This window comes from Porticoccus sp. GXU_MW_L64 (assembly GCF_052983295.1).
Map to the genome: position 1 here is coordinate 138338 of NZ_JBRKJK010000009.1, position 15453 is coordinate 153790.

Annotated in this window: 9 protein-coding genes; all 9 read right to left on the reverse strand. The window is 51.5% G+C overall.

Features of this window, described 5'->3' with window-relative positions:
* Window positions 1–104: 104 nt before the first annotated feature.
* Window positions 105–2054: an alkaline phosphatase D family protein gene (locus tag ACVBEJ_RS09220; protein ID WP_447129339.1), complete on the reverse strand. Its 1950-nt coding sequence runs from the start codon at window positions 2052–2054 to the stop codon at window positions 105–107.
* 74 nt (window positions 2055–2128) lie between these two features.
* Window positions 2129–4165, reverse strand: coding sequence for a PhoX family protein (locus ACVBEJ_RS09225; RefSeq protein WP_447129340.1), 2037 nt, complete (start codon window positions 4163–4165; stop codon window positions 2129–2131).
* Window positions 4166–4220: 55 nt separating this feature from the next.
* Window positions 4221–5063, reverse strand: coding sequence for a histidinol-phosphatase (gene hisN / locus ACVBEJ_RS09230; RefSeq protein ID WP_447129341.1), 843 nt, complete (start codon window positions 5061–5063; stop codon window positions 4221–4223).
* 88 nt (window positions 5064–5151) lie between these two features.
* The gene (locus ACVBEJ_RS09235) at window positions 5152–6603 is read right to left on the reverse strand and encodes an SLC5 family protein (RefSeq protein ID WP_447129342.1); all 1452 of its coding nucleotides are present in this window, start codon (window positions 6601–6603) and stop codon (window positions 5152–5154) included.
* Window positions 6603–8702 (reverse strand): alpha-galactosidase, encoded by a 2100-nt coding sequence (locus ACVBEJ_RS09240; RefSeq protein WP_447129343.1) that lies wholly within the window; start codon window positions 8700–8702, stop codon window positions 6603–6605. The genes ACVBEJ_RS09235 and ACVBEJ_RS09240 overlap by 1 nt, the downstream gene beginning before the upstream one ends.
* 401 nt (window positions 8703–9103) lie before the next feature.
* Window positions 9104–12331, reverse strand: a complete 3228-nt coding sequence (locus tag ACVBEJ_RS09245; RefSeq protein WP_447129344.1) for a TonB-dependent receptor — start codon at window positions 12329–12331, stop codon at window positions 9104–9106.
* Between the two features lie 119 nt (window positions 12332–12450).
* Complete coding sequence (locus ACVBEJ_RS09250) at window positions 12451–13488, reverse strand: FecR family protein (protein ID WP_447129345.1); 1038 nt, start codon at window positions 13486–13488, stop codon at window positions 12451–12453.
* Window positions 13485–14060: an RNA polymerase sigma factor gene (locus tag ACVBEJ_RS09255; RefSeq protein WP_447129346.1), complete on the reverse strand. Its 576-nt coding sequence runs from the start codon at window positions 14058–14060 to the stop codon at window positions 13485–13487. Before ACVBEJ_RS09255 ends, ACVBEJ_RS09250 begins: the two co-directional genes overlap by 4 nt.
* Window positions 14061–14290: 230 nt before the next feature.
* Window positions 14291–15439, reverse strand: a complete 1149-nt coding sequence (locus ACVBEJ_RS09260; protein ID WP_447129347.1) for a Ca2+-dependent phosphoinositide-specific phospholipase C — start codon at window positions 15437–15439, stop codon at window positions 14291–14293.
* Window positions 15440–15453 lie beyond the last annotated feature (14 nt).

Genomic DNA, 15453 nt, shown 5'->3' on the forward strand with positions numbered 1-15453 from the left:
AACTCGCTACCTTACTCTCATGCCCCCCGCCGCAGCCTGCCCTGAAAGGTTTAATCGGGGGCGGGGGGATTACCGATCCCCTATCGCGGATTCTAAACATGCAATTATTCATGCGGCATCGGAAATACATCGCCTTCATATTTTGGCTCGGACAATGCCGGGAGTTGGCCTTTCTGCCAATGGGGTAACTCAAATTTTACCCTGGAAACCACTTCCGCTCCGGATGCCTCGTAATCCACCCTGGCGTTTTTGGTATTGGTAAATGTCACACCCATCGCAGACGGGTTGACCGTCCCGGTCAGGTAGCCATTGTGTTCGGTATCAAAATACCTCAGATGAGGGTTGGCAGATGGATTCGCTTTGGCGATTGCGGCGTTAAAGTCGTTGGTTTTTGCCATTTCCAACCCGGATTGTACCCCGTACATGACGGTGGTATTGATATTGGGTTGTGTCTGTCCGGCGTCATCCTGGTAGCTGAATAATGGGTGCAATTCGGGGTTTTCAAGGTTTTTGCCTTTTCGCTCCAACCAGAATATGTCCGGGAATGAACTCAATGCGGTGACCGCAAAATCTGCCATGACTGGCGGTTTCCCGGAATGATTAACCGTGGCAGCCATTTGGATGTGATAGTCCCCTGACAGGGATACGACCCCGTTGATTTTATTGGCCTCTATAAAATCCAGAATTTCCCTTCGCTCTGTTTCGAGCGTTTTCCAGGAGTCTTTGTACACCAGGGTTTTGGGCAAACCTGAGCCTTCTACGTTGTCATAATCGATGTAGGTTTCCATGAAAGGCTCGCTATTAAGCCACAGCTTCCATTTTGCCGGTGAGGTTTTCAGCACATCCAAAAACCATTCCTTCTGCTGCCTGCCAAGCACGGACAGATCGGGGTCCTGATAGCTTTTGGTATCGGTAACGACAATGACAACATCTTTTCCCCATTGTATGGCCCGGTACATACGCATTGAGTTGATGGCTTTGAGGTTGTTTGCTTCGCTGAAAAGGCCGCCGGCTTTATCCGTACCCAATGGCACATTTTCTACTTCGACAGGCTTGAAGTCGTGGGCCTGGTTTTTGACCGTTTCTATGTTGGATGCCTGACCGAGCGTGGATGGCAAATATTCAAACCACGCCTGGTTGGAAGCCACTTTTACGGTTTGCATTCCGGGCATACCCAGAAGGTCTTTTATGTAGGTGCCCGACTGGTAGTTGCCATCGGCAAATTCATGGTCGTCCCAGGTGTAGACAAAGGGCCACCTTGCCCGGGCTTCCTGCATAACCGGATTGGAAATATAAGTTTTGTACAGATGCCGGTAATCGTCCACGGTCACCGGGCTCCAGGAGCCGGACTTCCAGTGGTCGGAATCCGGCCATTGCTTTCCGTCCGGGAACGGGGTGATTTCACGCGGGTTTCCGTTGGCGTCTTTTAACCAATTGGGCGAGTGATTGTCTTGTCTGGGATCGTCGCCCACAACTTCGTAAATAAAATCCCCCACATGGAACATCAGTTGTATCTGCTCGGATTCGGGTTTGGCTTTGTCTTCTTCGATAAGCCGTTTCAAGGTGCCAAAAAAGCCCTGTTCGTAGCTGGAGCAGGCAATGGACGAAAAGTTAAGCGTGGCAGATTCGGACGTGTCCGGGGCAGTGAATGTTCTGCCGATTGTTGAAGTGTCCTTGCCTGCAGTGAACCGATAAAAATACGTGTTGTGCGGCTCCAGCCCCTGGGCGTAAAAACGTAAGGTAAAATCGTCTTTGCGGTGGGCAGTCACATGTTGAGTCTGCTCTATTTTCTTAAACTCCCTGGTTTTGGCTATTTCTACAGTAAGGTTGATGCTGTCTTGTTCTTTTTGCGTACCGACCACCCGTGTCCACAACATCACGGAGGTTGGCTGGGGGTCTGCGGATGCCACGCCTTGGGGGAATTGAAAATCGCCTTGTTTAATTTTATGGCCATTGGTCTCGGCACAGGCGCTTATAAAGAGCGCCGCAATAATTAGCAGGGCTGGACGTAAAAACCGAGTCAATTTAATGAATAAAAGGTTGTTTGCATTCATAAATCCAATCCTTTTCAAGGAGCATTTTTATTGTGCGCTTATGAGCGTTAAGGCGTACCCATTCGGTTTCACCATCAGCCGATTTTGCCGCCACCCTTTTTGGTGATTACAACCACCGAGGGCCGGGGTGGATTGGCTTGATCAAAGTCCGGCCAGCGGGTAGCGGGGTTGCTGTAGTCGCTGTCCGGGGTGTCGCCGGGGTGTTGTACGGATACAAAAAACGTCTCCCCATCCGGGGTAAAACAGGGGCCGGTCATTTCCGCTCCAATGGGGCAACCAAAAAAGTGCCGTGTCAGGGCGCGATTCTCGCCGGTGGTTTCACAGGCCCAGATGCCATCGTGTATGGGGGCATCCAGCCCTGCCGCGGTCTGGTTGGTTGGAAAACCATCGGTGCTGATCCACATGCGGCCCTGAGGATCAAATGCCACGTTGTCCGGGTTGGCAAACCAGCCGTCTTTACTCACGTCTTTGTGATAGCGGCCACGCTTGCCGCCGTCCGGGTGGTTGGGGTCGCCCGCCAGCAGAAACATCTCCCATTGAAAATGATCGGCCAAATGGTCACGGCTACCGTCTATACCCGGCGGCAAAATTTCCACAATTTGCCCCCAAAGGTTATTTGCCCTGGGATTAACCGGATCCGTTGTTTCCCGGGTGCGCTTGCTATTTTTGGTGAGCATCACATAAGTGCGACCGGTCACCGGATTGGTTTCGATATCTTCCGGGCGATCCATGGGTGTCGCACCCAACAAACGAGCAATTAATCGTGCTTCGATCAAGGCTTCTTCAGGGTCTTGCAGTTTGGTAAAGGCAGATGATGCCCAGCCGGTTTCTTGCAACTCAACCACAAGCCATTCGCCAACACCGTTGGGATGGAATTTGGCAGCGTACAGGGTACCATCCGCCAGCAGTTCCATATTGGCTGTTCGGTTGTTTTTGTCGTACTTGTCCTTGGACACAAACTTGTAGATAAACTGGTTTTCGCCATCGTCACCGGAATAGGCCACCACTTGTTTACCATGCTCGGCAACGATGGTAGCCCCTTCATGGGCAAAGCGACCCAGGGCTGTACGTTTCTTGGGAATTGATTGCGGGTCGTAGGGGTCGAACTCCACCATCCAGCCAAAGCGGTTGAACTCTCTGGGTTCTTTTTCAATATGGAAGCGATCGTGGTAGTCCGCCCAGCGGTAGAACGCTCGCTTGCCTTTGAGCTCTGGGGGTTGGTTGGCCTGTTCCTGCTCGGTTAAATCCGGGTCTTTGTCTCGGTATTGGTAGTAGCCGGCGTTATACAGGCCGTAGTTGCGGCGTTCCCCCGGTGCTTTTTTGTCCGCCTCGATCTGGTCGCCGTCAAAATACACCTGAAAGTTTTCTTCGGCAATCAGGATGGTGCCCCAGGGAGTTACTCCTCCAGCGCAATTGCCCAGCGTGCCGTAGACTTTGCGGCCGGTTGGGTCGGCGCTGGTTTGCAAACGGCGGTGCCCGGCTGCGGGGCCGGTGATGTCCATTTCGGTGTGGGCGGTCAGGCGGCGATTGTATTTACTGTCTTTCACCACCTGCCATTGGCCATCCACTTTTTTGATTTCGATCACCGAATGACCGTGGGCAGCCATCTCGATATCTACCTGTTCGCGGCTGGATTCCAGCAGATAGCCCACGTCTTTGATGCCGGGGAACATCAAACGGGAGGTAGTAAATTCGTGGTTGACGCACAGCAGGCCGTGGTCGGAATTATCCGAACCCAGCGGCAGTGACTGAAAACCGATAAAGTCGTTATTGTAGCCAAACTGCACTTTTTGGGATTCTGCGTCTTTGATCCCACCGCTGAAATTATCCGGGGCATCCTCAAACAGGGGGTCACCCCAGCGAATCAGCACATCGGCGTTGTAGCCGGGGGCTACGTGGTGGGTGGTGTCGTAGCCGTGGGGGAGTTCTTCAAAGGTCAGCGGTGATGAGGTTTTTTCAGGTTGACCGGCAGAACAGCCGGCCAGGGCACCAATGCCTGTTGCACCTGCAACAAAGGCCGTTGTACCTGCCATGCCCTTCAAAGCACTGCGGCGGGACAGACGGCGGTTGAGCACGTCGTTAAACGTGTCTGTTTTTGGTTCTTTTTTCATTGATCTGGCCTTATGGAAAGACAGTACGTCAAAATTCTATGAGTGACACTAATATTCAGTTAGCGTGATCAGATTGTAACAACGTCAACGCCTGCTTGTGCAGAGTCGGGTTCGCCGCGGCCAGCACCCGGCCACCATCTATGGCTGGTCTTCCTTCCCAGTTGGTGACCACGCCACCAGCACCTTCTACAATGGGAATCAGCGCATTGATGTCGTAGGGTTGCAACCCGCCTTCCACCACCAGGTCAATGTGACCGGCGGCCAACATGCAATAGGAATAACAGTCGCCGCCAAAACGTCTTAACTGGCAAACATTGGCCACCTGTTTAAAACGCCGGTAATCTTCAGCGCTCTCGAACATGTCCGGATCGGTGCTGTAAATCACCGCTTCTGCCAGGGTTTGTGTATGGCGACACTTAAGGTGGGTGTGACTGTCGGTCAACTGGCAATCGAGCCAGGATGTCTTGCGGTCAGAGACAAAGGTTTCCCCGGTAAACGGCTGATGCATAACTCCGCCAACGCAGCAGTTGTTGACCACCAGACCCAGCAGTATTCCCCAGGTTGGGAAGCCGCTGATAAAAGACCGGGTACCGTCGATGGGATCAATCACCCAGCGGTATTGGTCACCCCCTTGGCAGCCACCGGTAAACCCGTCTTCTTCTCCAACAATGTCGAACCCGGGGGTAGCACTGGACAGCCGCTTGCGAATAAAGGCTTCGACTTCTTTGTCGGCAAGGGTAACCGGATCAAAATCGTTGCCGGTTTCCTTGTTCACCACATTCAGTGGCACTCTGAAATAGCGGATGGCAATTTTTCCGGCTTCTTTAATTATTTTTTCAGCCAGCGCCAGATATTCGGTTATATCTGCCTGGACATGGTTTGTTTGTTGTACTGCCATGGTGATTTCCCATCAGTCTTCAGGGTACATTTAAAATGCACTATTTATTGCTTGGCACGCACAATGCGAGCTAAGACCTGTTGTAACGTCAATCTGTTGCAGCCCCAGACTTGCGACGGAAAAACGACATTTCTTCAAAGGTCAACACAGCTTTCTTTCCGGTTAATAAATTATTCGCCAGCACCCCGATGACGACACAAACAATAAGGTTTATGCCCATAAGGTGAATATAGTGAATTGGGAAACCCACATAGGTAACAGTGCCGTAGCCCACCGAGCCTGCAACGATGGCAATACATACCGCCTTGGCAGACATGTTCTTGAAGAAGATGGACAAGATAAATGCCGAGAGTATGGGCATGGACAAAATGCCATTGAGTTCCTGAACCAGATTAATGATCGATTCGGCTTCTGAATAAACAGGAACCAGTGCGACAGCAAAGACTGTAAACAGGATTGACACCCGCCTGGCGAGTTGTTTTGTCTTGATTTCACCTGAAATGACATGTGGCATAAGGTCACAAACACAGAGCGCAGCCGCAGAGTTCAGCGCGCTATTGAAGGTGGTTAAAACCGCTGCAACGATGACTGCCGCAAAAGCCCCTGACAACCAGGTTGGCAGAAGATCACCAATCAGCATGCCATAGGCCGCATCGTCCACATCACCGTATAGCTGGTAAGCGACCACGCCGGGCACAACCACAATGGCTGGCACAATCAACAGGCGGATAACCGCTGCGGTGACCACACCTTTTTGTGCTTCCGCCAGGCTTTTTGACGCCATCGCCCGCTGGGTAATAACCTGGTTAAAACTCCAGTAGTAAATCTGGATAAAAATCATCCCGGTTAGCAGCGTATGCCAGGGAATGGGCGAGTTGCTATCACCAATAAGTGTCAGGCGCTCGCGGGGAATACCGGAAAAATCGAAATCGATTGCCTTGGCTGCCAGATAAACCACCAGACAGGCAAGGGCCAACAATGCCACACCGCTGTAGGTGTCGGAAACAGCAACTGCTTTCAGGCCACCAAAAACCGCATATGCCGCACCTAAACTGGCAAGCCCCAAGGCGATCACTACCAACGGAATATCCAGCGCAAAGGTTGTTTGTAAAAACAGCGACCCGGAATAGAGCACAACGGGCAAGTAAATAAACAAGCCGGCCAACAGAAACAGTAGCGAGACAATAATGCGCGGCACCGGGCTCGATAACTTGCGCTCCAGCAGTTCCGTTGTGGTGGTGCATTTATGGCGGTAATAAAGTGGCAGAAACACAAAAGCCAGAATGATAAGCCCGACAACGGCGGCAATTTCCCACCAAGCCAGTAACAGCATTTGGTTGCCATTCATCCCTACCAACTGATCCGTTGACAGATTGGTCAGGGTAATGGAACCGGCAACAAACACCCAGCTGAGGCTGCCCCCTGCCAGAAAATATTCCCGGCCTTCATTGGAGGTATCAGAGGGTAACTGCCGACATTTTTTCCAGGTAAAAAAACCGATAATAAAAGTAATAAATACGAATACAGAGATTTGAAGCATCAGTTATCCTTTTCTTGTTCTTGGTGACATTGTTTGAGAACAAAAAGTCGACCGGAGTTGGCGTGTTCTGGAAGCAGTTCAGCGCCGACTTGCCCCAAACCTTCAGATGACATTTCGGTCAACGTTTTTTCACAGTCCTGTTCAAGCAGTATTTCCGATAACGCCCATTTTTGATCTGCAGGAAGGCCGGGAACCCTGACCTTTTTGGGTCGATAGCCCCGAGCTTCATCTATTCGCAGCGCTCGGACCAATGCGGTCTTGCCGTCACGGGACAGTATCATCTGAACATCACAGCCCGGTTCTGTTTCATCAAACCGCAACAGCTGGCCTTGCAGCAGAATATCCCGGTATGTTTTGTATATCTTGATGGTATTGGCGAGGGTGGTTCGATCCTTTTCGTTTAGCCGCGCCGGGTCCAGCTCCACCCCGAAGTGGCCGAAAAAAGCCACCACACAGCGAAACACCATGGTGCTGGTTCTGCCGGTAAAGTGATTGGGGCTGGCACTGACGTGGGCGCCAATCAGTTCCGGCGGGAAGAAAATACTGGCCCGCCTTTGGATACGCACGCGCTCAACCGGGTCTGTACAATCGCTGGCCCAGAAGCGATCAGTGAAGGCCAGAATGCCAAAGTCCATTCGGCCACCACCACTGGCACAAGACTCGATAGACAGCGCAGGAAATGCCTCTCGCAACCGTGTCAGTAATTGATACAAGCCTGCCACCTGACGGGAAGCACAAGGTCGATTATTGGCAAGGGCCGGGAACAGGTCCCTGTTGCAGTCCCACTTGATGTATTGGAACTGATGCTGCTGTAGCACAGTACTAATGGAATCAAAGAGATAATCAATCACTTCCGACTGGCTCAGATCGAGTACCCACTGATTGCGCCCAGTGAGTGCCTGCCCAAAGGCATCGCGCAGAATCCATTGCGGATGTTGCCTGGCCAATTGGCTGTCCGGATTCACCATTTCCGGTTCAAACCAGATTCCGAACGCCATTTTGTGGTTGGCTGCCAGATCATCAAGAAACCCGAAGCCATCGGAAAATTTTTCGCTATCGGGAACCCAGTCACCCAGACCACTGTGGTCATCAGGCCGGCCTTGAAACCAGCCATCGTCGATCACCAGGCGCTCGCAGCCGATGGCCTTCGCCGTTGCCGCCAATTGCGTAACGGTCTGCTGATCGACCTGAAAATAAAATGCCTCCCAGGAATTCAGGCTGACAGGCCGATTCTCACGGGTTGAGGGCACAAGCGCGCGGGTAAATTCATGGAACCGATTACTGATACCGGATAGCCCGGTTTCAGACAGCGCAAAATACGCAGTAGGAGTTTCATAGGATTCCCCTTGCGCCAGAGTGACTTCACCCGGGGCCAGCCACTCTGCTAAAAAGGCTTGAGCACTGCCATCATTATGCCGCTCCACAGCCACATGAAAGTTGCTGCTGTGAGCCAGTGTCGCGGCAATAACCCTGCCGTGACGTTCACTGGCACCCGGAGAGGTCAACAACAAAAAGGGACCGCCGTTATGCCCCGGCTTGCCCGAACGGGTAATTTGTTCAAATTTCCCACAGGGCAGGGTGAAACGCTCTGAATGCCCCTCCCCGGACCACTGGCCAAAAGTAGCGTCAATCTCCGTGCACCAGTTCGGCAAAGGCAAACTCAGGGAGTTGAGTCTGTTTACGTGCAAACTTTTCTCGCCGCTATTCTGCACCCGACAGCGGGCGGCAATAACTCCGCTGGTATGCCACTCAAATTCAATAAAAATTTCTATCTGTTGAACATCATCAACAAATCGTAATTGCATGCCGCTGTGGTCGGCACTGCAATCGGCCAGCATTGGCCTGAAGATATTTGAACCATTTTCACGATGTGCCAGCAATGCCGGCTCACCCATAAAACCAAAACCGTATAACGGGAAAATACTCGGCGGGAGTGGCGCATCAACCGACATGGCCGGCGCTTGCCAAAGGTCTCTTTGAAGATCGCTTTCGGCGACTTTGCAGCCCCAATAAACCAGCTCCGGCATGGCATCCGCTGGTGTTGCCAATACCATTTGCTGGTCATCGTTGCCCAGTACGATCTGTTTTAAATCACTCATTATCGTTTTAGATTACACATGTTTTTTTCGTCATTCCCGCGCAAGCGCACTACTGTCCGGGATAACCACCCAAGCCGTCATTGCCAGCGCGGCGAAGTAATCCAGTGTCTTTTAGGTTACTGATTTACAAACAAAGCCGCTGGATCGCCGCGCTTCGCTCGCGATGACGATTTTTTAAGTCTTGCTGCCAACCATTTAGCGATGTGCCTTGCTTGGCAGGTACCGTGGGGAAAGCCTTTAATTTATCCCGGGCAGCAGTGCGCCTGCACGGGGATGACAAACTTAAGTGGTCTACACTCTGGTGGTTCGACCCAGCGCCTATCCAGCACGCTTTTTATGATAAGAGAAGTGACAGAACACCACGAAAAACCGTGGCGTTCTGTCTGGCTGACAACTGTCAATTAGAATGTGGCGCGAAGGCCCAGAGAGAAACGTCTGCCTGTTCTATCGAAGCTGACAAAGCGGTTACTGAGTACAGAAAACTCTTCAACGTCTTCTCTGAAGATATTAATACCTTCAGCATAGATTTCGACGTTGTCGTTGATTTGGTAACCCATACTGAAATCGGTTTGACCAAAATCTCTGCGGTTTTCTGGCTGACTTCCTGCACCAAAACACAGTTGCAGAAACTCATCGCGCCAGTTGTGGGCGAGTCGAGCTCTCCAGGGGCCACGCTCGTAGAAGCCGCTGACGTTCAGGGAATTCGGAGAAAGACCGTTATAGTCACAACTAGCGGCAGCCGAACCTTCCGCCCGCTCGACACTACTGCTTACACGGGTATAGTTCGCCGAAACCCCTAAACCACTCCAGAAACCAGGCAAGTTGTCGAAGGTGTGTTGACCGGCAAGTTCAAACCCGGTAATCGAGCCTTCTTCCCCGTTCCTGGTTCGGGTATCGTCAAAAACAAGAGACCCACCAGGCCCACCGAAACTAACGGGCAGAGTCTGGGTTTCCAGAAATTCATCGAATTCCTTGTGAAATACGCTGGCACCCACAAAGCCGATATCGGAGTAATACCACTCAACCCCCAAGTCAAAGTTCCAGGACTCAAACGGCTCCAGATTGGGGTTACCTCCGGAGCTTTGTGGCAGCGTAAATTGGTTGTTGAAGCTGTTATTGGTTCCCAGTGATGTCAGTGTTGGCCGGGTGACCGTGTTGGACGCCGCAAAACGAACAACGGTATCGTCACTGACATTCAGTTTGAAATTCAGAGACGGCAGAACGTTGGTGTAGCTATTGCTTACACTGATAAAGCTGGGGTCGGTAAACTCAATATCCAGTGCGTCGTCCCCCGGCACCGGGTTTACTGAGATAACCTCTTGCCCAAAGCCCGTTGAGGTGGTCTCTGTTCTGACAACCCGCAAACCGAGGTTACCGGACCAGGGCATATCACCTATTTGCCCACCCCATGAGCCACCGACATACACGGCAAACACTTCTTCTTCAACATTGGTGGAACTGCTGGGCTCCAGCACTGGTGCAAAACCGTTTCCAGGCAGTGCCAGCAGTCGCTCCACATCCGCCGCGAACTCTTCAGGAGTAAGGCCCGGTTGCCTTATGGGGTTAGAGATATTTTCCGGCTGAGAAAGGAAATTGATGATTTCTCTAGGATTAAAACTGAAGAACTCTCCAGGCGCATTTTCTGCTCCGGAAACTCCACCAAGGAATCCATCAAACGAAAATGGCTGAACGAGATTTGCGGGAATCGGCAGACGATACCCACAAAATGCGCAACGGCCTGGGCTTTGCGCACGATCGGTACTTTTCTCGCGGTTAGAAAACAGCAATCCGGCTTCTATACCTTGCAGCGCACCACCCTCAAAGGTCCAGTCGATATCCCAACGGCCTTCAAAGATTTCATCTTCAATGGGGATTTCTCTAAGCCTTGAAAAGTGTGCTCGCAACAGGCTCGCATCAGTGATAGGACCCAAATTGGAAATACTTGGAATCGTATCGCCCTCATTCAGATCGAAACGCGGCGAGGTTTGCGCCAGGGAGCCGACAACCACAAAGGGGTCGTCAAGAAGCGCTTCAGCCTGAGAATATGAAAGATCAAAGGCCATAGACAAACCGTCTGAAAGCTCCCATTTCAGGTTGCCCCCAACCTGATAGGTGTCTGTGAATCGATCATCAATATCCACAACGTTATCATTTTGTTGCAGTGCCGATTGATCAGCAATATCCGGGTTGGCCGCCAAAAATTCAGAACCCGGGCGATTAAAGCCAACTACCGTGCGGTTTTCATCCAGCTCCACATCCAGAAAACGTCTGGTGAAAAACTCACTGTAAGTGACAGCTTCTGACAACAGGTCAAATTGTGAATAAAGCCCATCTATCGTAATTTCTACCGAGTCGCTGGGCCGAATCTGGAAAGTGGAGGATGCCACCAAACGCTCACGCTCTTCTTCCCGCTGAGTAAACGTCAACTGCCCCGGGAAAAACACATCGCTGAGTGTTTCCAGCGAGGAGGCGTCCAGTCCCGTTGAATCTGGAGTGCCGTTAATAATATCCAGAGAACCGTTTCTGAAATTGGAGGTACCCACCTGCTCTATCCGGGATTTGCGGTCAGAGTAGGCAATCGAGGCCAGGAATCCCACCGTGGAGTCGTCATTGGAAAATGAGTAAAACGCGCTCAGATCAGGGCTGACATCACTTCTCAGGGAGTCAAATATCCCGCCTGCGGATACGGATACGGTGGTACCTGCTCTGTCCAGGGGGCGAGCTGTTTTAATATTGACCGTTGCACCAATACCACCTTCCTGCAAGTGGGCAACAGGGGTTTTGTGAACTTCGGCGGCTGCTACGATATCCGAGGACAACACATCAAAGGAAAATTCCCTGCCTGCGTTATCCGTTGCCATGGTACGGCCATTCACCAACACCGTATTAAATTCAGGGCCCAAGCCACGGACAGTAATAAACTGGCCTTCACCGCCATTGCGCTCAATGGCCACACCGCTGATACGCTGCAGTGCTTCTGCCACATTTTGATCCGGGAATTTGCCAATATCCTCAGAGGAAATAGCATCCACGAAAGAGCCGGACTCACGCTTGATATCCAGCGACCTTTTCAGGCTGCCACGAATGCCTTTAACAACGATTTCTTCGCTGATCTGTCCTGCAGCTTTGGCGTCTTCGGCATTCACAGTCCCTCCAAAAAAGGCACTCAACGCAGCAATAATGCCAACCGACAGTTTATTTTGCTTATGCATATCTTCTCTCCCCTTTACAGGTTGTTTATTCACAAAAGAGAGTTGACCCACATTGCTCACCGCCGCCTGCAAACCAGTTTCGGATAGTAGAAGGTTAATCCCCTCTACAATCGAGTATTCGCCGACCAGTGTTGTTGATAGTTTCCCCTGAATATCATCGAACGGAATAATCAAGGTCAGGTCGGCCTGTTCAGCAAACTGAATGAGCGCTGAGTCAGCTCGTTGCTGGGGAATATTGAAGATGATTTTATCAATTTGGCCTTCATCTCCAGCCCATAAAACCGGAGACAGTAACAGCAGAATAGCTGCCACATAATATCGAATTAAAGGCTGTACACTTCCCCCAGCAGCACCATTATCTGGCGCGTGGAAGGAAGACGAATCAGCCTGAATTTTCCGCCATACTAATAACGACATTGAGTATTTTTTTTCAGAGGTTGTTGCAAAATTATCCTTGATGAATATTTCAGTTTTATGAGAACTGGCAATCGCTGTCCTCCCATTCCCCCGAAGCAAAGCACCAAAATACTGAAAAATCAGGGCGCCCCCAGGACAATTTTTCCATCGTTACGTTCGTAACTGATATCGAAGTTTTCCCTCAACGCCTGCAGCAAGCCATTAACATCACCAGCTTTGAACAGCCCGGCGATACGCACCGCTTTCAGATCTTCATCCCGAAAAACAAATTCAACGGAGGTATAACGGCTGACTTCTGCAACCGCATTCTCCAAAGACTCCCCGCGGAACACCAGATTGCCGTCGCGCCAGGAAAGTTTGACCTCAATATCTGCAGCCTCAATGATTTCAACCGTCTGCTCAGCCGCCCCCAAAACCAACTGTTGCCCTTTAGATACCGGAGTAGCGTTATCCGGCAACACAACAGGATGCGAATAGATGGAGCCCTCAATCGGTTTCTCATTGATGCCAACCAGCACTTTACCGTCAGTCACTACCAGTTCAATTTTCTGCTCACTGGTCAATTCAATATTAAATTGAGTGCCTACTGCCTGGATAATCTGATCGCCCACCACAACGCTCAGTGGCCGCGCCTCATCGTGGGCCACATCCACATTAATTTCTCCGTGTTCAAGAACCAGCAAGCGCTGATTCTGCGTGTAGTTAACTCGAACCGATGTATTGGTGTTTAATGCCAGCAGGGTGCCATCGGGCAGCTCAATGGATGACGACTCGCCTACGGCCGTCTGATAAAGACCCTGCATGTTAGCAGCCACTGTTGGGGGACGGCCTCCTTCAGGTGACCAGGCGCTAAACACCCATAATGCAGCGAAAACCACCGCCACAAAGGATGCGGCCAGAGCCGGTGAAAACCAGGGGGCGCGATCCCGGTGACGGACTGGCTGCGGAAAAAGATAAGTCAGGCGGCCAAGGGCATCCATCTTGTCCCAGACCTCTGCCATTTTCAAAAATACCTCGCGGTTTTGTTCCTCGGCATCCAGCCACTGTTTAAGTGCCTGCTCATCGGCATCGGACAAGCCCTTGTCCAACCTGGATACCCATAGACTGGCTTCATCGAAACGCTTTTCCCGATCGGAAAGCTGATAAATATTGCTCATGATCGACCTCCAGAAAACCTGCCCTGTCGTCCGGGCCGGCACCTGCTGGCCGCACCCCGCTCTTCATGCTGCATCATAAAATAGGTACAGCGTTTTATCCCTTGGGCAATGTGCTTTTCCACAGTGCTTTCACTGATACCCAGCTCCCTGGCTACTTCGCGCTGGGAGTATCCATAAACCTTTTTCAACACAAAAGCCTTGCGGCACTGCACCGGAAGGTAACGAACCGCCTCGCAAAACATCGAAAACTCCTGATCAGAGGCAACCTGATCCAAGGTATTATCCGATAAATCCTGCGCCTCACCAAAGTCCAGATCCCCGCTATCTTCAATACTCACTACCAGACGGGACTCTGCACGCTTGAGGTGGTCCAGCGCCAAATTGCGGGCCGTTCTAAACAAAAAAGAGCGCGGTGCGCGAATATCGTCCTTATTCTCAACTTGACACAATCGAACATAGGTTTCCTGAACAATATCCTCGACATCCTTGGGCGGCACAATGCGCGAAGCAATACGCAGCAGGCCGCTGCGGATCGACATATAAAGACTGTCGTAGTTTTTCTGATCAGACATAGGGTCAAACCCCTTGAAGAACTATTTCTACATTACATTAATGTGACGATTGTGAAAAAGTTTTCCGCCATACGAATCGTTAATGAAAGTTCAGTTTCAGCGGATTTCGTGCATGCGGCAAAATTGTCACAGGTTAATGAATCAGCCGCGAAGCGGCATAATCCAGCTATCCGGGCGCAAGATTAGCAGTCAAATCAGAAAATATTGTGCCCGAACTGATGGCTAAATCTTTACCGAGACCGAACCCGCAGGTAACTACCATCATCAAACACCACCCGATAGCTGGAAAAACGTTCATCAGCAGTGGGGTAATCGGTGGTAATAAAGTGCGCACCGCTGACAAAAGCCTGATCGCGCTGCCGGTTGTCGTTGTTGCGAGCCGGATCGGTGTTGGCATCGGCGCGGGTGCGAATCAGGTATCCCTGCTCCACTAGGCCGGGAATGGCGATATCAAAGGGGTCGTTCTTCACCATAAAGGCCGCTGCCGGATGTCCCGGGTCCACATCAGCAAACAGCAAGCGACCTTGCAGGTTTGCGCTTTCCTGCAAATAGGCATCCCGCGCCGAACCTCGGTTGTCGAGGGTGAAAAATACCTTGCCGCGCACGGTACCCAGTTGCGGCCAGCCGTGCTCGGAAATGGCGGCGTAAAGGGTTGCAGAATCGCCGCGCACATCATCCGGGGTCATCAGCTGCTGCCGGGGAAATACCGTCAGAATTTCCGCTTCCAGCCGTTTCCAGGCGGCGGCATCGTGGGGCAGCACGGCAATATCGGCGTGCTCCGGATTAATAGCCGGATAACTTTTTTCCTTGGGTTCCAGCTGGATCATCAGCGGTACGTGATAAGGATTGGCATCTGACCAGGCTTTGATTTCCGCCAGGCACTCCTTGAACAACAGGCAGGTGCTGCGAAAATCCGTTTCCGGCAGATGGAAGACCTTGATGCCCGGTTCGCTCAAACGGTTATCCGGATCGTGGTGCTCATCCGCAGACAACAACCCGGCGTTGCGCAGCATTGGATACACACCAAAATTGGCAAAGCGCCCGCCTTCGGGATCGTTGTAAATATCAATTTCAAAATGGCGCACCCCCAGTTCCAGTTGCGCCGTCAATGACGGATGCTGGTAATCAAAGCCGTGGGCGTATTCCTCAACCGACATATCACCGGGGCGGTAATTCAGCTCTTTGGCCAAGGCAGCAACTCCGGCGTAGGGAAACAGGTGGTAGGAGTTGTGGGTGCCTATGTTCTGTAATTGGTTGATGGGTATGTTGTCGGGGAGACTGTGTTCATCAACCGTTGGTTGCTCACTGCTACAGGCTTGTAGCAAGAACGCCAGGGCAACGGCTGCCCCAGTGACTTTTCTCATACGATTCCAATTCATAATGCTTATCTCCT